Genomic DNA, 17,195 nt, shown 5'->3' with positions numbered 1-17,195 from the left:
CGCACCTCTGGCGAGTAATGAGATCTCTGCTTCTTGTCTGTCATAGGGCCACTCTCTCAAAGAAAATGGCCTCCGGCAAACCCGGCGTGGTTCACCCCCCTGTTTGTCTGCATTTTGACTAATACTGCGCACCTCTAGAATTTAGCTTGTTCAACTGCCGAAGCGACCCAGTCAGCATCGTGGACTTCCGCGTCAACTTGAGCCCAAGTGCCTGCCATGGACGACCTCGATAGAATCCGCCGTAGGATCATAAAGACAATGGAGTCACTCGAAGATGCCTGCGAGCAAGCAACTGAAGCGCAACTGCCAGATTTGCCAAACGAAACGCGACTCCAGTCAATCCAAGCCCTCAACCGCCTCATCGACACTGCAAAATCGCACTGCGACGAAGCGGAAGCCGAAATGCTCCATTATATCCGCTTACAGAGCGATTAGGCTGGACTACGGCCCTCTTCCAAGCATTGCTGTCTCTGTCGCGTCAGCCTCCGCGACCGCCCGCCAGATCTGCGGGCCTTCGGGTCGTGGAAGCACTGATCGCTTCCTCAACCCGAAAGGAACCCCATGACCAACCGCAAATCAACACGAACCGACAAGAAGCCATCACTTAAGCTTTCAAAGGCGGAACAACTCAAAAGTCTCCTCAGCAAACCCGAGGGCATGACAGTTGAGACGCTCTCCGCAAAACTCGGCTGGCAGACCCATACCACTCGGGCCGCCCTTACCCGCCTGAAACAAGCCGGCATCAGTCTGGAGAAACTCGCCCCAGCCGACGGCGCTCGGCAATCCCATTACCATATCGCCGGAGCGAAGAAATGACTTCCACGGCAGAACTTGAAGGCATGTCTCGCTCCAGCCTTATCGATCAGTATGAGCACCTCATCAGCGCGCCGCCGCCCAAAGGTATAAGCACGCCCCTGCTCTGCCGCCTCGTTGCATATGAAGTTCAGGCCGCCAGGTGGGGCGGCCTGCCTCTCAGGACCCGGAACAAGCTACAGGCGATTGCCAGTGACCTGGCCGTCGCGCCGGCAGGGCCTTCCCTTCGATCCGGCTCAAGGCTTGTCCGCGACTGGAATGGGGTCGCCCATGTGGTTGATGTTCTCAAAGGCGGGTACCGATATCAGGGGCACGTCTACAGGTGCTGTCAGACGAATGCGAACCCGTCTCTGATAGTCGCGCGCGAGCGGGCCTCAGGCTGCGAGAAGTTCCCGCCATTCGCGAAGGGCGGCGTCACGCAGCGATTTGAACCTGGCCCTCCCCTCGATGTTTCTTTGATGGTTGAAATGATTGTGCACAGACGAATGGACTGAAGCGAACTTTTGCAGACTTCGCATGCGCCTGAAACGAGACATCGCCCGCTCGCGTCTTCGAAAAGGTAGGTGCGAGTTCTCGGCCCGATTGTTGAGATGCCGGCCAGTTTCCTGGCGGTTCTCATTCCCAATGGCCTTCATCGCGGCCCGGTAGGATGGACACTTGTCCGTCACCACGACTTTAGGATTTCCATATCGTTTCATTGCTTTCTTGAGGAATTTCAATGCTGCAGCCTTGTCCCGCTTCTTCGTGACATAGGATTCCAGCACTTCCCCTTCATGATCCACAGCGCGCCAAAGATAATACCGTTCTCCCCGGATTTTGACGAAGACTTCATCCAGGTGCCACTGCCATTGGGGGCTACGTCGCATCGATTCCGATCGGCGTTTCCGGATTTTGTGAGCGAAGTGTGTGCCGAAGCGGTCGACCCAGAGACGGACACTTTCGTGACAGACATCAATGCCACGCTCGTGGAGCAGGTCCTCGACATTACGAAGTGAGAGCGGAAATCGGACATACATCAGCACGGCGAGCTGAATGATTTCGTGTGATGTCTTGAAGTAGCGAAACGGATTTTGGGCCATTTTCCAAGGCTAACCGCCCCGCCCGGCTGGCTCAAGACCCGGTTCCGCTGACATCACCAGGGCGCGTATGTCCGGATGCGTTCCCCGGTCAGCTATGGCGCCTGGCCCTCACGGGAACCGTGCCCCGCCCCCCTGCCCGGGGAGCAGGGTGAAGAAATCCGGGGAGAGATCCGTCGATCATCCGATCCTGCGCACGGCAATGCTCCGGAAAAAGGATAAGCGCCGGTCAGTCAAAAAAATCGGGCGCTGACCGGACGGTCAGCGCCCGAGGGGCCGGGAGCTCAGAAGCGAAGCGAAAGCTCCAGGTAGATTTCGCGTGGATTTTCGACAAATGCCGACATATCAGCAGTGACACCGGTCGTCGTCCCGGTCCCGATACCGCCCGAGAACGGAATATCATTGGCACTGGTCACGACAAACTCTTCGGTCAGATTGCGCCCGATGAGAGCGAGTTCCCAACGATCATCCTGCCCCATCAGGCGGGCCGCAGCATCCAGCCGGGTGAAAGAGTCCTGTACCGCATCCGGACGCAGCGTGTCCGTGAAGTTGTAAGATCCGGTATAGCTCGCATCGGCAGAGACCGACGCCATGAGATTTCCGAAGACCGGGAACTCATAGCTGGCACCGAGACGGCCGGCGGTCTCAGGCGCCTTCGGTGGCCTGCGGCCACTGTAATCCTGGGACTGATAGACGCCACCCACCAGAACCTGGTTGCATCCCTGGGCGACGGTCTGCCCGCCATAGCACTGGCCCACATAGTTCTGGTAAGTTGCATCATTATACGCAAATGCGCCGCGCACGCTGAAGCCGGTCAGATCGCGGGGCACCCAGTTGAAATCGATCTCGACCCCCTTGGTTTCCAGCTCACCCGCATTGTCTGCGATCAGGCTGACAGACACCGGGTCAAACACCTGCACCTGCAGGTTTTCATAGGTGTAGTCGTATACCGTTGCGTTGAGGGTAAGGCTGTCATTGAACAGGAGCGACCGCACCCCGGCCTCAAAACCCTTCGCCGTCTCACTGTCATACTGACCCGCCTCAACGGTAGCCAGCGGTGTGAGCGCCTGGGATATGTTGTATCCCCCGGTCTTGAAGCCTTCCTTATAGGCTCCGTAGACGGATATATTGGCGCTCGGCTTCCAGCGCAGGGTGGCCTGGGGCGAGATATTCTCGTCCTTGAAGGAGTCCTCAAGGCTGATATTGCCCGGGAAGGCTCCGGCAAAGGCGATGTGTCCGGGGAGCGAGCGCTGATAGGAATCGCGCTCTTCCTGGCTCCAGCGGGCACCGCCGGAGAGTTCCCACTGATCGGTGATGTCATAGGTGCCTTCGACAAAGAAGGAGAGCGCGTCGCCTTCAAAGCCATTGTCGCGCTTGAAGGTCACATAAGTGCCGTTCAGCGGATCAATCGGAACCGGGAAGATGTAGGCATCAGTATTGAAAGTAAATTCCGAATTGGCAAGGAACGCCCCGAACATGAAATTCAGGGGGCTGTCAAACCGCGTCTGGAAGCGCAGCTCCTGCGAGAACTGGCTGAAATCAGCGAGCTGGGAGAAGCTGGCGGGATAAGCTTCGCCGGCGACGTTGTTCAGGTCTGTCTGCTCGAACTGATAAAAGGAGGTGATCGAAGACACACCGAGCTTGTCGAAATCAAGATTGCCCGTCAGCACGGCAAAGGAGGACTCAAAGTCCGCATACATCGCGCCGTCGCGGGCATAGCGGTAATTGGCGGAGGCCACTTCCGCGGGCAGGCGCGAAGAGTCAGAGCGCCCGTCAATCCGGCAATCGGCATTCGGGCTGGGCGGAACGCCATTGGCCGTTGCCGGAGTGGTGCGCCCGCTGCCGCAGATCCGCTCGAGCACGTCCGTCGGGCCGCCATCTTCCATCTGGGTGATGCCGGCCTTCAGTTCCAGGTCGAACATGTCATTCGGCTCGAAAGCCAGGGTCAGCCTGCCGCTCGCCATCTCGCTGCCGCCGCGGCGGTCTGCGACCGGGCTGCGTGTCATGCCGAGCGGATCGGTGTAGCTGGCCGCTGCCGTATTGGTGAAGGCACCATCGGATTCCGACAGGCGCACTGCGAGGCGCGCGCGGAGCGTGTCCGTCAGAGGCCCGGAGATGATGCCTTCGCCATAGATCTCCCTTGCCTCAAACCCGTAGCCGGTCTTGGCAGAGGCCTCGAACTCGTCGGCAGGCGATTTGGTAACGACGCTGATCAGGCCGCCGGTCGTGTTCTTTCCGTAGAACAGAGCCTGTGGGCCCTTCAGAACCTCAACCCGCTCGATGTCGTACTGGGCGAGCGAAATCTCACGGCCCCGGCTCATCGGCATGCCATCGATGATGAAAGAGACGGACTGGTCGAAGCCGGCACTTAGCGCGGTGGAGCCTACGCCGCGCAGGAAGATGCTGGCAGAGGAACCGGAGGCAGCTTTGCCGGCGACCATCGTCGGCACGAGTGTGGACAGGTCCTGGAAACGCGTCACCGCATAGTCATCAAGTCCTTCACCGGAGAAGGCCGTGATAGCGACCGGCGCGTCCTGCAGGCTCTCCTCACGGCGCCGGGCGGTGACCGTTACGATACCGAGGCGACGCAGCCGTTCGGCATCTTCTTCGGCCGCCGGCGCCGGAACGGCCGCGGCTGCAGGCTCAACCTCAGCCGGCGCATCCGCTTCCTGGGCCATGGCCGGCAAAGACGCGGCAAGCGCGACCAGGGCTGCAGCCCCGAACAGTGATTTATGAAACCTGGTGCGCAGCTCGCCCTGCCGCTGACCGCAATTTGACTCTGATGACTGAAGAGACATGCTTTCCTCCCGAAACTCCGCCCCGGCATTTGCCTAACGGTATTAGTTATAGGGAACTTACTTCGCGACATCTCAGCACGTCAACAGATTCAGTAGTTCGAACATTCGTTCTCATTTGTAAGATTTTGTGAGAATATTATTCTCATCAATCCACTTAAAAGCATTTCAGAACTACAAATTTCCCGATTACTGGAATTATATTCCAAAAAATGCCATTCAATAAAAGTTGCAAAAAAGCCTCACTTCGTGGATTTTACCTATTGCAATTAGTTCTCAAGACTTTCCTGCCATACTTCCCGGCGGGTTGCCAAAAAGGCGGGGAACAGGAACGAAGCCAGAAGCGGCGCAGTGCCGATGCCCGGAGCCGGCATCGGGCGGGAAAAAGAAGGCAGATGATGATGGAGGAGAATGATCTTGGGTAGACCAGAAAAGCCACTGATTTCCAGGGAACGGGCCGCACGCGCCGCGCTGGACGTGATTGATGTTCAGGGGCTGAATGCGCTCAGCCTTGAAAATGTCGCCCGGAAGATCGGGGTCCGCGCCCCTTCCCTCTACCATCATTTCAAGGATAAGTCTGAACTGCTCTCGGAAGTGGCGCTCTGTATCCTTCGGGATATCCAGGCGCCCTTCGTGGACCCTGAACGGTGGGAAGACACACTGATCGGCCTGTGTGTGGCTGCGCGGCGGACGATCCTGCTGCACCCGAATGCAGCGCCCCTGTTGCTGGAGTTCTTTCCACGCCGCATCTTCCTGGAAGCCTATGACTACTGGACATCCTTCTGTCCGTATCCGCCGGAAATGCAGCTTCAGATTCTGGAAGGCTCGGAGAAAATCACATTTGGATCTGCGCTTTTTGCCGCCGCTTCGCGCTCGCGCGGCATCCCCGCGATGCCAGATTTTTCGCAAACAGACCTGCCACATCTGGCAGGTGCCGTTCGCGCCAACCGGCATGACGAAGAAGGCCTGTTTGTCGAAACCCTCAGAACCTTCTTCGCCGGTGTGGCCGCGATTGCGGAGAAGACCACCAGGGCAAACTGATCAGACGACGGATGCGGTATCCTTGGGGATATAAATCGCCTTGGGCTGGGTAAACTCCATCAGCCCGTAGACGCCGTTTTCCACGCCGATGCCGGACTGTTTGTGACCGGCCAGCGGAGTGAGCGGCGTGGACTGGAGATTCTGGTTGATCCACACGGTGCCGGTGTCGAGCCGGGCTGCAATCTCAGCGGCCTTCCCGATATCCGCCGACCAGACGGCCCCGGCGAGGCCATATTCGGTGTCATTGGCGCGGGCGATCACTTCGTCCACGGAGCGGAAGCGCATCAGCGGCAAGACCGGCCCGAAGGCTTCTTCCTGCACCACACGCGAATCTTCAGGCGGGTTATCTACAAGCGTGAGCGGAATGAAGTAACCGTTGCCGGACGGAATGGGGCCCTGATGGAGGGTGAGGCCATCGGCCCTGGCCTCCTCGATCAGCGCGTTGACGTGGTTATACTGGGGGAGGTTCTGCACAGGGCCGAAGAGGACGCCCTGCTGGCTGCCATCACCGACCGGCGCATTTTCGATCAGCCTGACCAGATCGTCGCGCACCCGGTCATAGATATCGTCATGCACATAAAGCCGCTTGGTGGCGACACAGACCTGGGCAGAGTTGAAGAAGGCACCCATGAAGAGCTGCTCGGACACTTTGGCGGGGTCCACATCCGGCAGGACAATGGCCGCATCATTGCCGCCCAGTTCCAGGGTGACGCGTTTCAGATCCCGCGAGGCGGCCTCCATCACGCGCTTGCCCGTGGCGGTGGAGCCGGTGAAGGTGATCTTGGCGAAGCCTTTGTGGGCGGTCATCATCGGGCCAAGCTCATCCCCGCCGGAAAGGATGTTCAGGACGCCTTTCGGGAAAACATCCCTGAGGAGTTCGCCGATCTTCAGGGTACAGAGCGGGGTGAAGGGTGAGGGCTTGAGGACGATTGTATTACCCGCAAGGAGTGCGGGGGCGATTTTCCACGCCGCGAGCAGAACCGGGAAGTTCCAGGGCACAATCCCGCAGACAACGCCGAGGGGCACATGGTGGACCTCAATGCGGCGGGTCTCCGTGTCCTCGGTGACATCCATCGGCAGGTCCAGCGCGGCGGTGGCGTGGAACCACTGACCGGCGCCCTGAACTTCCTGGAGGGCGAGCGGCAGCGGGCGCCCCTGCTCCCGCGTGAAAATGGCAGCGAGTTCGTCGGCGTGTGCCAGAATGATGTCACCGGCTTTGCGCAGAAGCGCCTTGCGGTGATCGATGTCTGTCAGTTTCCAACGGGTGAAAGCCTGCTCAGCGGCGTTGACGGCGCGGTCCAGATCCTGCGCGGACGCCCGGGGACAGGTGGCAAAGGCCTGGCCGGTCGCCGGATTGATGACATCCAGCCTTCCCTCTCCTGCGGTGAGTGCGCCATCAATCAGCATGCTGTATTGTTTTGTATCAACCGTCATGTCGATGCCTCCTGCCGTGTTATGCCTGATCTTCAAACCATCTCTGCCGTGCCAAATATGGCGGAAGAGACAATGGGCGCGCCTGGCCCGCCGGCGAGCAGGCATGTGCGCGCACCGGGAACCGGATTTGCCGACTCGCCGCGCAGCTGGCGCACTGCCTCTATGGGCATGCCGATGCCATGAATAAAGCCCTGCGCGAGGTTTCCCCCGGCGGTGTTCACGGGCAGCTTTCCGCCAGGCGCGATGAGGTTTTCAAAACGGCAGAATTCGCCCGCCGATTCGTAATTGCAGAAGCCATGATCGATCAGGGAGGCCACGCCCTGCGCGCTGAAATTTTCATAGACCTGCGCCACATCAATGTCTGCCGGGGTGAGCCCGGTCTGGGCCCAGAGCTGGCGCGCGACGGAGCGGAAACCGGCGCTCGCATACTGATCATCCGCGTCGTTCTCCAGCAGGTCTCCCCAGCCGGCCGCAGCGCCCTGCGCAACACCCAGAATATGAACGGGGGTCTTGCGAAGGTCCCTTGCCTCCTCGGCGCTGACGATCAGCAGCGCGCCGGCACCGTCATTTTCCCTGGAGCAATCGAGCAGGCGGAACGGCTCGCTGATCCAGCGGGCATCCCTGTAGGCCTCAAGGTCAAAGTCTTTGCCATAAGCAACGGCGTCCGGGTTGCGTGCGCCATGATAGTAGGCGGCCTCGACGAAGGCTTCGACCGCCGATTTCGGGACGCCGTGATGTTCAAACATGCGCTGGGCACGGATGGCGCAGACCTGCGCAGGCGCGACGAGCCCGGCGGCCATCATGTGGCCGTTGAGATGGTGCGCCATCACGGCGGCAGACAGCCGGCCGCTGTTGTTCTGCACCAGCGCGCGGAAGACGATGACGGCTTTCGCCTGGCCGGTTGCAATCGCGCCGACGGCCTGGCCGATCGCCCCGGCAATGCCCCCGCCGCCGCCGCCGAAGACCTGGCTGGACCAGGTCAGCTCCCGCGTGCCGAGATCGCTCATCAGCCGGACTGGCTCGTTGCGGTCGTCGCCATAGGAGGCGAAGCCGTCAATCCGGGCCGGATCGAAGCCGGCATCTTCACACGCATCAATGATGGCGCGAACGAGCACGCCGCGCTCTGGCAGAGGGGACGCGCCGCGGCGATACTGGCGCTCGCCCACACCGGCGACGACCGCAATCCCGGCAATCGGTTTCATGTGGTTCTCCAATGGATCGCGGGGACGGAGCGGCCTGCATACACTGTGGTTGTAAATGTTCCGGTGACCGGCGCGCCGATTTTCACCGGGCCACCTGTCTCCTCGACGAGGCCCATCAGCCTTGCCCCGCCTGCCGCCTCAAGCGCCACGACACCAATGAGGAATGGCAGCGACAGGCTTTCAAGCCCGCCGAAGGGATGCCAGTTGCGAGTCCAGCTATAGACCTGCCCGGCAGGTTCCACCTGTTGCCATTCATGATCCCATGATCCGCAGTCCGCGCAGCGCCAGACTGCCGGCCAGTGCCAGCGGCGACAGCCGCTGCATCGGGGCAGCATCAGCCGCCCGTGCGAAAGCCCATCCCAGTAGGGGCCATCGGCCCCGGTCGACCAGATTTCGCCTGCACCACTCATTGGGTCAGACCGGCCACTGGATGGGCAGGTTCTCGATCGCGATCACCGTGCCAACGCGGGAATGGTGGCGCAGGCCGGGCTTTAAGGAGAATGCCGGTATCCGCTTAACCCATTCTTCCGTCAGGATACGGATTTCCATACGCGCCAGATTGTGCCCCAGACACAAGTGCGGGCCGGAAGAAAAAGTGAGATGCGTCAATGCCTGCCGGTCAATGTCAAACTCTGCGGAGTTTTCAAATCGCCGGTCGTCACGGCTGCCCAGCGGCAGGACGCAGAGCACCATATCCCCTTCCCGGAATTTCACCCCGAAGCGTTCGCAATCCTTCGCCACGATGCGCGGCGTGTTGATGACACCGAAGCTGCGGATGCCTTCCTCGACAAAGCGTGGAATCAGGGACGGATCGGCCGCCAGCCTGGCCTGCAGGACGCCGTCCTGGGCGAGATGCCGGTAGGTGTAGGAGGCAACATTGGTGACCGTATCCATGCCGCCAAGGAACATGACGAACAGCATTGATTGCAGCTCGCCCAGCGTGATGGGACGGCCATCAACCTGAAATTCAATCATCTTTGATATCAGGTCGTCTGCCGGCTCCTTCTGGCGGAGTTCCACCAGTTCGGTCATCAGGCCGACGATGCGTTCCCCCAGCGCCCCGATCTCTTCATTGGTGCGCGCCTTGAAATAATCATCCGCCAACGCACGGAAATCCCGGAGCCGGTCCAGTGGCATGCCCATCAGCTCCATAAAGACGGAGACCGGGAAGCGGGCGGCAATGTCGTGCACGAAGTCACACTCGCCGCGCGCAAGCACTTCCTCAATGAATTCGACCGCGAAGGACCGCAGCTTCGGCTCCATCGCGCCGACGGCTTTGGGCGAAAAATGCGGCATCAGTGCCTGGCGGTAAGGAAGGCTGGCAGGCGGATCGAGGCTGAGCGGAATAAAAACGGGCGGGTTTTCAATCCGCGGGATCTGCATTTCCCGCACCGAGAAATGCTCGTAATCCTTCACCACCTCGAAAATTTGCTCATAGCGCGTCACCATCCAGTGGCCGCCATTGAGCGGGGAATAGAAAATGTCGGGCGCGTCGCGGTGCAGGGACTGATAGGAGGCCTGCACATCATCGGTCAGCCTCGGATCGCCGTAGATATTGAACTCGAACACGCGCTCCGCCGGCACATGGTCGGGAACGGCCGGGCGTGTCAGGTTGTCAGCCATGTCTTGAATTCCTCCAGAATCCGGCGTCTACGCGCCGCGCTGTCTATTACCTAACATTATTAGTTTTTAGTTGGAAGCCTTTATATCGCGCTCATGACTGGGACGGCGGCACTTCGATGCGGGCGCCCTCCAGGGCTGCGGAAACCACGACCTGACAGGTCAGGCGCGAATCCGGCCGGATATGGACGCCGAATTCCAGGATGTCGCGCTCGCCCGCCTCTGATGGCGCGATGCGCTCATTCCAGGGAGCCGGAACCCAGGCATGGCAGGTTCCGCAGGACATTGAGCCCCCGCAGGCGGCTTCGATGCCCTCGATCTGATGGCGCACGGCGGCCTGCATAAGCGTTTCGCCTTCCTGCGCCTCGACCTGCCGGACGCCGCCGGAGGGAGTGACAAATTCGATCCGCACCATGTGGGCCAGGCTCCTTCACTTGCCGGCATTTGCCGGGGTCTCTTGCGCGACAACCTAAACCTATGCCTAATAGGTTTTCAATGGCAGAGAACCGGAAATCCGGGATCGGGAGGCAAGAAACAGCATGCAGGAATTCGATTATGTGATCGTGGGCGCCGGGGCGGCGGGATGCGTGCTGGCCTATCGGCTGTCTGAAAACCCGGAGGTGAAGGTGGCGCTTCTGGAGGCAGGGCCGCGGGATGTACACCCCTTCATCCACATGCCCAAGGGGCTGGCCAGGGTGATGGCCGACCCGGCCCATGTCTGGGCGTATACGAGCCAGCCGGAGGACGCCAATGCCCGGACCCCGGAAGTCTGGGTGCGGGGGCGCGTGCTGGGCGGCTCATCCTCCATCAATGGCATGATGTATGTACGTGGACAGCCGGCCGACTATGACGCGATTGCCGAAACGATCAGCGATGACTGGAGCTGGGACCATATCGGGCCTGCCTATCGCGCCCTGGAAAACCATGAACTCGGCGCGGATGAAACGCGCGGAGACAGCGGCCCGCTGAACGTCACCATGCCCGATACCAGGGATGAGCTGACCGACGCTTTCGTGATGGCGGGACAGTCGCTTGGCTGGCGATACAAGCCCGATACGAATGCGCCCGAGGATATTGAAGGGATCGGCTATGCCCCGCGCACCGTCTACAAGGGCCGGAGGGTGAGCGCAGCCACGGCCTTCCTGAATCCTGTGCGCGGCCGGCCGAACCTGACAATCCTGACCGACTGCACGGCCAACCGGGTGTCGATTGAGGGCAAACGGGTGACGGGAGTTGAAGTGATCGCCTCGGGCAAGGCACAGACATTCCGTGCACGCCGGGATGTGATTCTGTGCGCGGGCGCCATGGCGTCCCCCGGCATTCTTGAGCGTTCCGGCATCGGCGCGCGCGAGCGGTTGGCCCGGCTTGGCATTGATCTGCGGCTGGAGAACCCCAATGTCGGCGAGAATCTGATTGAGCACCGCGGGCTGATCATGCAGTGGAAGCTCAACCGCGATATTTCCCACAACAAGAAATACTATGGCTGGCGGGTACTGCTCAGCGGACTTCAATACTATCTGACCCGCAAAGGCCCGCTCTCTGCGGCCGCCTATGAACAGGTCGCCTGGTTCAAGTCTCGGCCCGGTCTCAACCGGCCGGACGTGCAGTTTCTGCTCGCCCCGTTCAGTTTCGATTTCGCGAAAGGCCGTCAGGATGTCGAGCGTTTTCCCGGCATGCATCTGGTGACCTATCCCCTGCGGCCCACGTCCCGGGGTTCGGTCCACATCAACAGCTCTGCCCCCGACGCGCCCCCGGAACTCGTAACGAATTATCGTGATACGGAAGAAGACCGCCAGTCTATGATCGGCGCGGTGCGCATGGCGCGCAGGCTCGTTCAGCAGCCTGCGCTGAAGGCCATCGTGGAGGCCGAAACGATGCCAGGTCCTGACTATGACAGCGATGAAAAAATCCTTGAAGCCTATGACCGGTTCGGTACCTGCGGCTATCACGCGGTCGGCAGCTGCCGGATGGGCCGTGATCCGGCAACCAGCGTTATCGATCCCGCACTGCGAGTGCATGGCCTAGACGGTATACGGATCATGGACACATCGGCTCTGCCAGCCATTCCTTCGGGGAATACCAATGGCCCGGTGATGGCGATGGCCTGGCGGGCGGCAGACATCATCCTGAGGGGCTGACCCTCAGGATGAGCACTGGCGTCACAGGAAGCGCTCGAGGATCTCGTAATAGAGCGGAATCGTCTCCTCGAGGCCGCAATAGACCACATCCCGGATTGCGCCGGAGGAGAGTCCGGCATGCGAGATTTCGGCGGCCCGGAAATCCTCATTGCCGAACACGTTGAGGATCATTTCGTAAGAGCGGCGGTAGACGTCTTCTGCCTTTTCATTGTCGGCTTTGCCCCTGGTCAGCATCATATAGTCAACAACCGTCCGTCCCGGGCCACGCGGTATGATAATCATGACGCTGATATAGTAAGGGCTCGTCACGATCACCGTGTTGGGGAAGACGAGATAGGCGTGGGTTACCGATTTATGGATGTTCTCGCCGTCGATATCGAGGCATTCCGGGGTGAAGTTCACCTTCCCTGAAATCTGGCGGATGTTCAGACCCAGCACATCCGTGACATTCGGCACGTCGGCAAACATCGGCCCGACTGAGCGCGCGTGCAGGCGCTGTACGTGATAGCCCTCCAGGAAAGGTTCCTGAACGAGCTTCCAGTTGGCAGCGAGATCAAAGGTCTTCTGGCCATAGACATGCATGCGCGGCAGGTCGAAGGCTTCCATATCGGCGGCAAGAAGATCATCCATTCCGCGGAAGTCCGGCTCTGCATTCCGGTCCAGCATCACCCAGACAATGCCGCCGGCTTCGCGGCAGGCAAGCTCCGCAAGCCCCCGCTCCTTCTTGTCGAAATTCGCGATCGTTTCTTCACGCGGCACGGCGACCAGCCGCCCGTCGAGCGCGAAGGTCCAGGCATGGTAGGGACAGGTCAGTTTCTTCGTCAGGTGGGTTTCACAATCCTCGACGAGCTTTGATCCTTTGTGCGTACACGCATTGAGGAAGGCGCGAACCTTGCCGTCGGTATCCCGGCTGATCAGCAGCGGCACGCCATATCCGTCATGGGCAATCACGCTGCCATTGCGCGGCAGGCGCGCGGAGACCGTCACCGGCACCGCAAACTTCCGGAAGACGTTCTGCTGCTCCAGATCAAACCGGTCCTGATCGAGGAAGATAGAGGCCGGGCGGCGCTCATCGATGGCGCGGGGGGAGGCCTGATCGTGGCTTGGGATCCGCCGTATGGCCCTGATCTGGTCAGGGCTGAGATCCTTGAGAGTCTGGATGCGCGGGAGAGCCGGTTCAGTGGCAGACGGCGCGGCCGGAATGGATTTGTCTATCAGGTTCATGGAAGTCCTACCCCTCTGATACGGCGCTGCTTGGCGTCTTCTTGTTACCTAACAGCATTAGTTTATGAGTCGGCGCCGGATAAGTCAATTGACAAGGCATAGGTCAGGGCCCGGCCGCTCAGAGCCCGAGCTGTCCCTTTGCGAGGATACCGCGCTGGATTTCGTTGGAGCCGGCATAGATCGAGCCGGCCCGGTCGTTGAGGTATTTGGCTGACACGGTGACGGCGCTTTCGGGGCCCACGACGGGAGAATTCGCCGAAGCCTCCGGCCGGTTTGCAACGAGGACCGGGCCGCCAGGCGAGGTGTGCTGCGGCTGGAAGGGCGCGACATAGTCCCCGGCCAGTTCGATGGCGAGTTCGGTGAGGTGCTGGCTGAGCTCGGTGCCGCGGATCTTCATCATCGAAGCCTTGAGGCCTGGCGTGCCGCCGCTGGCAAGGTCGGCCATCTGCTGAAGCTCGGCCGCTTCCAGCGCAAGGATTTCGGCCTCGGCGAGCGACAGCTTGCGCGCTAAGCCGGGTTCCAGCTGGCCTTCCTCGGCCGCCGTGGCGCGCAACGCCCGGACGCGGGCGAGCAGGCGCGGGCCATAGGAGGAGCCGCCGCGTTCAAACTCCAGCAGGTATTTGGCGACCGTCCAGCCATGGTTCACCTGGCCAACGACATTCGCCTTGGGCACCCGCACATCGGAGAAGAAGACTGCGTTCTGGATATGCTCGCCTGACAGCATCAGGATGGGATCAACCCGCACGCCGGGGGCATTCATGTCGATCAGCAGGAAGGTGATGCCCTGCTGCAGCTTGCCGGAACTGTCCGTCCGTACCAGGCAGAACATCCTGTTGGCTTCATGGGCATGGGTGGTCCAGATCTTGGAGCCGTTGCAGATGAAATCATCCCCATCCTCCACCGCTGACATGGTGAGGGCGGCAAGGTCTGATCCGGCATGGGGCTCGGAATAGCCCTGACACCAGAAATCCTCGCCTGAGAGAATGCGGGGGAGATAATAGTCCTTCTGCGCCTTCGAGCCATGGCCGATAAGGGCGGGGCCGCACATGCCGATGCCCATGGGGGAGAGCGGCGGGGCGCCGGCGCGGGCCATCTCGACGTCATAGATATAGCGCTGGGCGGGCGTCCAGTCCGTGCCACCATACTCCACCGGCCAGGAGGGCGCCGCCCAGCCTTGCTTCACCAGGATCGCCTGCCAGGCCATGGCGATCTCCTTGGTGGCGTACACACTCGTCATCCGGCGCGCATAGGCGCGCAGATCAGGGGTCAGATGATCTGCCAGGAAATCGCGCACTTCCTCGCGGAAGGCTTCTTCCACCAGCGTGAAGTAGAGGTTCATGCGGTGGCCCCTTCCGGTAAAACTCAGACCGCAGCCTTATAAGGGGATTGCATGAACGGCGGCAACAATTAAACTATTACCGATAGGTTTTTGACGGGCGACGCAACGCCCCGGTCCTGGGAGGATATTCGTGCAGACAATCACCGACGCCATTCACTGGTGGGCCAGAGTCATGCCGGACGCGGTCGCGCTCGATTTCGGCGAAGACCGGGTCACTTACCGTGAGTATCGCGACTGGTCGGAGCGCATTGCGGCCGACCTCATTGCGCGCGGTCTCCAGCCGGGCGACCGGGTCGGCATCTGTGCGGCAAACAGCCTGCAGTATTGCGTCCTGATACTGGGTATCCTGCGGGCGCGCGGAACAGTCGTGCCCATGAACATGCGCTATACGCCCCATGAACTTGCCGAGATCGCCGAGGACACCGCGCCCCGCTTCATCTTTGCCGACAGTGAAAGACTTCCCAGGGTCGAAGGCCTATCTTCCGGGGCATTCGATATCCAGGGTGTGGCCCCTCTGCGCACCGGCCCGCGTGCGCAGCCTGCCTGTGAACCCGCCCCCGATGACCGTGCCGTGATCATCTCCACAAGCGGATCGACCGCAAAGCCGAAGGGCGTCGTCTTCTCCCACCGGAGCATGACCGCCTATGTGGCAACACACGCTATTGAGGAGCAAAGCCTCGGCCGGGGATCACACGTCATCATCCCTGCCCCGCTCAGCACATCCGCCGGATTTGTTCAGCTGACGCATTACACGATCCTCGGCTGCACACTGCATTTCCTCAGCGCCTTTGAACCGGCGCTCTTCCTCAAAACGCTGGTGGAGAAGAAGATCAACGGCTTCGGCGCCGTACCGGTATTCTTTGAAGCCGTTTCGCGGCTGCCGGAGTTCGAGACCGCCGATCTTTCCAGCATCACCATGGCGACCTGTGGCGGGGCGCCGGTTACGCAGGCTCTGCAGGACACATGGATGAAGAAAGGCATCGTGCTGCGCCAGATCTATGGCCAGACCGAATGTGGCGGCAATGGTACCATTATGCCAGAGCATCTCGCCCGCGTTCAGCCCCAGAAATGCGGTATGGGCGGCGTTTTCAATGAAGTCGGCATCATTGACGAAAACGGAAACCGCGTCCCGCCGGGAACCGTCGGGCAGATCATCCTGCGCGGCCCGGGGAACATGATCGAGTATTGGAACAATCCGGAGGAAACCGCCAAGGTACTGAAGGACGGCTGGCTTCATACCGGCGACCTGGGTGTGCTGGATGAAGATGGCCTGCTGACCTTCATTGACCGGATGAAAGACCTCATCATCTCCGGCGGCCTCAATATATCGGCTGCTGAAGTTGAACGGGCAGTTCTTTCCTTCCCCGGCATTGAGGAATGCATGGTGATCGCGGCCAGGGATGCCAAGTTCGGGGAGACACCGCTGGCGGTTGTCTACACGCGGCAGGAGATTGATGTCGCTGCCCTGATTGCGCATTGCAACGCCCGGCTGGCGGATTACAAGGTTCCCAGATATGTGGCGCTGGAACAGGCGCCTCTGCCCCGGACGCCGACCGGCAAGCTGTCAAAGCCGGGCATGAGGGAGAAATACCGCGACGCGGCGGGAACACTGCCGCGAGTGAGATAGATCCGGAACGATCCGGATCCTTCTGTTTACGGAATAACCTGGCGAGACTGCCTTCGGATGGAGGCGCCGGCGCCCTCAGCCCTGCTCGTCGACGGCGGGTTTCTTCCCTGCAGAAGCGGTGAGGTCAGGGACCAACAGGCTCAGCGGATAGAAGGCTTCTTCTGCCCAGTGGGCCCGATGCCCCGGCACGCCATATCGCGAGGGGCGCCCTTCGGGCAGGTGGAGGGTTCCGAATATCCAGTCATAGGCAGCCAGCATCACGGCAAAATTCCGGTACATCTTGCCGTCCTTCCCATAACCATGATGGGCGTGATGCTGGCTGGGCATGATGATGATGTGGGCCAGCACACGATAGATCGGCGAGCGCAGCATGCCGGCATCCCAGCGCCAATGCGTATGGGTGAGCAGGTTCCAGGCATAGATGATCATCAGGGCGAGCGCGGCGCCCGAACCCATTCCCGTATAGACCGCAAAAGCGACGACCCAGGTATTAGGCACCAGAAAGGCCCAGAAAATATTCTGGCGCATCGTGACGGACACATTGAGATGGTCCGCAGAGTGATGGGTTCTGTGGATCTTCCAAAGCCACCCGAGGGGCGATCCTGCGCGCTGTCCCGCATGGGACCAGCGGTGCATCCAGTAGAAACCAAGCTCCATGAGGAGAAAACTGATCGCAAAAGATTGCCAGAGAGGGAGATGGAAAAGCCCGCCCTGACAGCCGGGGAGCAGGATCGCGGCCAGGGCACCGATGCCGGTGCCCGCAAGCGGTCGCGTGACCGCCGAGTTTGCAAGTGACCTGCTTCCGGCAAACTGGACCATTCGATTTGGGAAAATTCTCGTTTAGCATGTGGGCTGCCGAGCGAGGATGACAGATGAAGAAGTCGAA

At 60.6% G+C, this 17,195-nt stretch carries 16 protein-coding genes; 6 read left to right on the top strand and 10 right to left on the bottom strand.

Going from position 1 to position 17,195, the window contains the following annotated elements; all coding sequences use genetic code 11:
• Positions 1-216: 216 nt before the first annotated feature.
• From ACQKI2_RS18490 to ACQKI2_RS18480, 3 genes are all read left to right on the top strand, one after another.
• Positions 217-435: a hypothetical protein gene (locus ACQKI2_RS18490; RefSeq protein ID WP_427381104.1), complete on the top strand. Its 219-nt coding sequence runs from the start codon at positions 217-219 to the stop codon at positions 433-435.
• Positions 436-561: 126 nt separating this feature from the next.
• A complete protein-coding gene (locus ACQKI2_RS18485) occupies positions 562-816 on the top strand; it encodes a DUF3489 domain-containing protein (RefSeq protein WP_427381103.1) in 255 nt (84 codons plus the stop codon).
• A complete protein-coding gene (locus tag ACQKI2_RS18480; protein ID WP_427381102.1) occupies positions 813-1,307 on the top strand; it encodes a DUF2924 domain-containing protein in 495 nt (164 codons plus the stop codon). The genes ACQKI2_RS18485 and ACQKI2_RS18480 overlap by 4 nt, the downstream gene beginning before the upstream one ends.
• Here the strand turns inward: ACQKI2_RS18480 and ACQKI2_RS18475 are convergent.
• Together ACQKI2_RS18475 and ACQKI2_RS18470 are read right to left on the bottom strand one after the other, a co-directional pair.
• Positions 1,188-1,892, bottom strand: a complete 705-nt coding sequence (locus ACQKI2_RS18475) for an IS6 family transposase (protein WP_427381101.1) — start codon at positions 1,890-1,892, stop codon at positions 1,188-1,190. The genes ACQKI2_RS18480 and ACQKI2_RS18475 overlap by 120 nt on opposite strands.
• 281 nt (positions 1,893-2,173) lie before the next feature.
• Positions 2,174-4,687, bottom strand: a complete 2,514-nt coding sequence (locus tag ACQKI2_RS18470; protein ID WP_427381100.1) for a TonB-dependent receptor — start codon at positions 4,685-4,687, stop codon at positions 2,174-2,176.
• A gap of 414 nt (positions 4,688-5,101) precedes the next feature.
• Between ACQKI2_RS18470 and ACQKI2_RS18465 the strand changes: the two genes are divergently transcribed.
• Positions 5,102-5,725, top strand: coding sequence for a TetR/AcrR family transcriptional regulator (locus ACQKI2_RS18465; protein WP_427381099.1), 624 nt, complete (start codon positions 5,102-5,104; stop codon positions 5,723-5,725).
• Here the strand turns inward: ACQKI2_RS18465 and ACQKI2_RS18460 are convergent, their stop codons facing one another.
• The 5 genes from ACQKI2_RS18460 to ACQKI2_RS18440 all read right to left on the bottom strand — a co-directional run bounded on the left by ACQKI2_RS18460 (position 5,726) and on the right by ACQKI2_RS18440 (position 10,396).
• Positions 5,726-7,159 carry an aldehyde dehydrogenase family protein gene (locus ACQKI2_RS18460; RefSeq protein WP_427381098.1) on the bottom strand — a complete coding sequence of 478 codons (1,434 nt, stop codon included), beginning with the start codon at positions 7,157-7,159 and terminating at the stop codon, positions 5,726-5,728.
• A gap of 32 nt (positions 7,160-7,191) precedes the next feature.
• A complete protein-coding gene (locus ACQKI2_RS18455) occupies positions 7,192-8,361 on the bottom strand; it encodes a thiolase C-terminal domain-containing protein (protein ID WP_427381097.1) in 1,170 nt (389 codons plus the stop codon).
• On the bottom strand, positions 8,358-8,771 hold the full coding sequence (locus ACQKI2_RS18450; RefSeq protein WP_427381096.1) for a Zn-ribbon domain-containing OB-fold protein: 414 nt from the start codon (positions 8,769-8,771) through the stop codon (positions 8,358-8,360). The genes ACQKI2_RS18455 and ACQKI2_RS18450 overlap by 4 nt, the downstream gene beginning before the upstream one ends.
• A 4-nt stretch (positions 8,772-8,775) precedes the next feature.
• Complete coding sequence (locus ACQKI2_RS18445) at positions 8,776-9,984, bottom strand: cytochrome P450 (protein ID WP_427381095.1); 1,209 nt, start codon at positions 9,982-9,984, stop codon at positions 8,776-8,778.
• A gap of 91 nt (positions 9,985-10,075) precedes the next feature.
• The gene (locus tag ACQKI2_RS18440; RefSeq protein WP_427381094.1) at positions 10,076-10,396 is read right to left on the bottom strand and encodes a 2Fe-2S iron-sulfur cluster-binding protein; all 321 of its coding nucleotides are present in this window, start codon (positions 10,394-10,396) and stop codon (positions 10,076-10,078) included.
• A gap of 124 nt (positions 10,397-10,520) precedes the next feature.
• Between ACQKI2_RS18440 and ACQKI2_RS18435 the strand changes: the two genes are divergently transcribed.
• Complete coding sequence (locus ACQKI2_RS18435) at positions 10,521-12,119, top strand: GMC family oxidoreductase (RefSeq protein WP_427381092.1); 1,599 nt, start codon at positions 10,521-10,523, stop codon at positions 12,117-12,119.
• Between the two features lie 21 nt (positions 12,120-12,140).
• Here the strand turns inward: ACQKI2_RS18435 and ACQKI2_RS18430 are convergent, their stop codons facing one another.
• Both ACQKI2_RS18430 and ACQKI2_RS18425 read right to left on the bottom strand, forming a co-directional pair.
• Positions 12,141-13,343, bottom strand: coding sequence for an aromatic ring-hydroxylating oxygenase subunit alpha (locus tag ACQKI2_RS18430; protein WP_427381090.1), 1,203 nt, complete (start codon positions 13,341-13,343; stop codon positions 12,141-12,143).
• A gap of 118 nt (positions 13,344-13,461) precedes the next feature.
• Positions 13,462-14,682, bottom strand: coding sequence for an acyl-CoA dehydrogenase family protein (locus ACQKI2_RS18425; RefSeq protein WP_427381088.1), 1,221 nt, complete (start codon positions 14,680-14,682; stop codon positions 13,462-13,464).
• A 130-nt stretch (positions 14,683-14,812) separates the two neighbouring features.
• Here ACQKI2_RS18425 and ACQKI2_RS18420 point away from each other — a divergent pair, with 130 nt between their 5' ends.
• On the top strand, positions 14,813-16,309 hold the full coding sequence (locus tag ACQKI2_RS18420; protein WP_427381087.1) for a class I adenylate-forming enzyme family protein: 1,497 nt from the start codon (positions 14,813-14,815) through the stop codon (positions 16,307-16,309).
• Positions 16,310-16,384: 75 nt separating this feature from the next.
• Here ACQKI2_RS18420 and ACQKI2_RS18415 read toward each other — a convergent pair whose 3' ends face one another.
• The gene (locus tag ACQKI2_RS18415; RefSeq protein ID WP_427381085.1) at positions 16,385-17,128 is read right to left on the bottom strand and encodes a sterol desaturase family protein; all 744 of its coding nucleotides are present in this window, start codon (positions 17,126-17,128) and stop codon (positions 16,385-16,387) included.
• Positions 17,129-17,195 lie beyond the last annotated feature (67 nt).

It is taken from the genome of Hyphomonas sp. NPDC076881, assembly GCF_050269995.1.
Taxonomy (GTDB): domain Bacteria; phylum Pseudomonadota; class Alphaproteobacteria; order Caulobacterales; family Hyphomonadaceae; genus Hyphomonas.
The sequence above is the reverse complement of the archived record's forward strand: the minus strand, read 5'-3'. Positions and strand labels throughout refer to the sequence as shown.

Bases quoted from the DNA above. Each gene is read 5' to 3' on its own strand.
- ACQKI2_RS18490 (WP_427381104.1), top strand. From the start codon at position 217: ATGGACGACCTCGATAGAATCCGCCGTAGGATCATAAAGACAATGGAG.
- ACQKI2_RS18485 (WP_427381103.1), top strand. From the start codon at position 562: ATGACCAACCGCAAATCAACACGAACCGACAAGAAGCCATCACTTAAG.
- ACQKI2_RS18480 (WP_427381102.1), top strand. From the start codon at position 813: ATGACTTCCACGGCAGAACTTGAAGGCATGTCTCGCTCCAGCCTTATC.
- ACQKI2_RS18475 (WP_427381101.1), bottom strand. From the start codon at position 1,892: ATGGCCCAAAATCCGTTTCGCTACTTCAAGACATCACACGAAATCATT.
- ACQKI2_RS18470 (WP_427381100.1), bottom strand. From the start codon at position 4,687: ATGTCTCTTCAGTCATCAGAGTCAAATTGCGGTCAGCGGCAGGGCGAG.
- ACQKI2_RS18460 (WP_427381098.1), bottom strand. From the start codon at position 7,159: ATGACGGTTGATACAAAACAATACAGCATGCTGATTGATGGCGCACTC.
- ACQKI2_RS18455 (WP_427381097.1), bottom strand. From the start codon at position 8,361: ATGAAACCGATTGCCGGGATTGCGGTCGTCGCCGGTGTGGGCGAGCGC.
- ACQKI2_RS18450 (WP_427381096.1), bottom strand. From the start codon at position 8,771: ATGAGTGGTGCAGGCGAAATCTGGTCGACCGGGGCCGATGGCCCCTAC.
- ACQKI2_RS18445 (WP_427381095.1), bottom strand. From the start codon at position 9,984: ATGGCTGACAACCTGACACGCCCGGCCGTTCCCGACCATGTGCCGGCG.
- ACQKI2_RS18440 (WP_427381094.1), bottom strand. From the start codon at position 10,396: ATGGTGCGGATCGAATTTGTCACTCCCTCCGGCGGCGTCCGGCAGGTC.
- ACQKI2_RS18435 (WP_427381092.1), top strand. From the start codon at position 10,521: ATGCAGGAATTCGATTATGTGATCGTGGGCGCCGGGGCGGCGGGATGC.
- ACQKI2_RS18430 (WP_427381090.1), bottom strand. From the start codon at position 13,343: ATGAACCTGATAGACAAATCCATTCCGGCCGCGCCGTCTGCCACTGAA.
- ACQKI2_RS18425 (WP_427381088.1), bottom strand. From the start codon at position 14,682: ATGAACCTCTACTTCACGCTGGTGGAAGAAGCCTTCCGCGAGGAAGTG.
- ACQKI2_RS18415 (WP_427381085.1), bottom strand. From the start codon at position 17,128: ATGGTCCAGTTTGCCGGAAGCAGGTCACTTGCAAACTCGGCGGTCACG.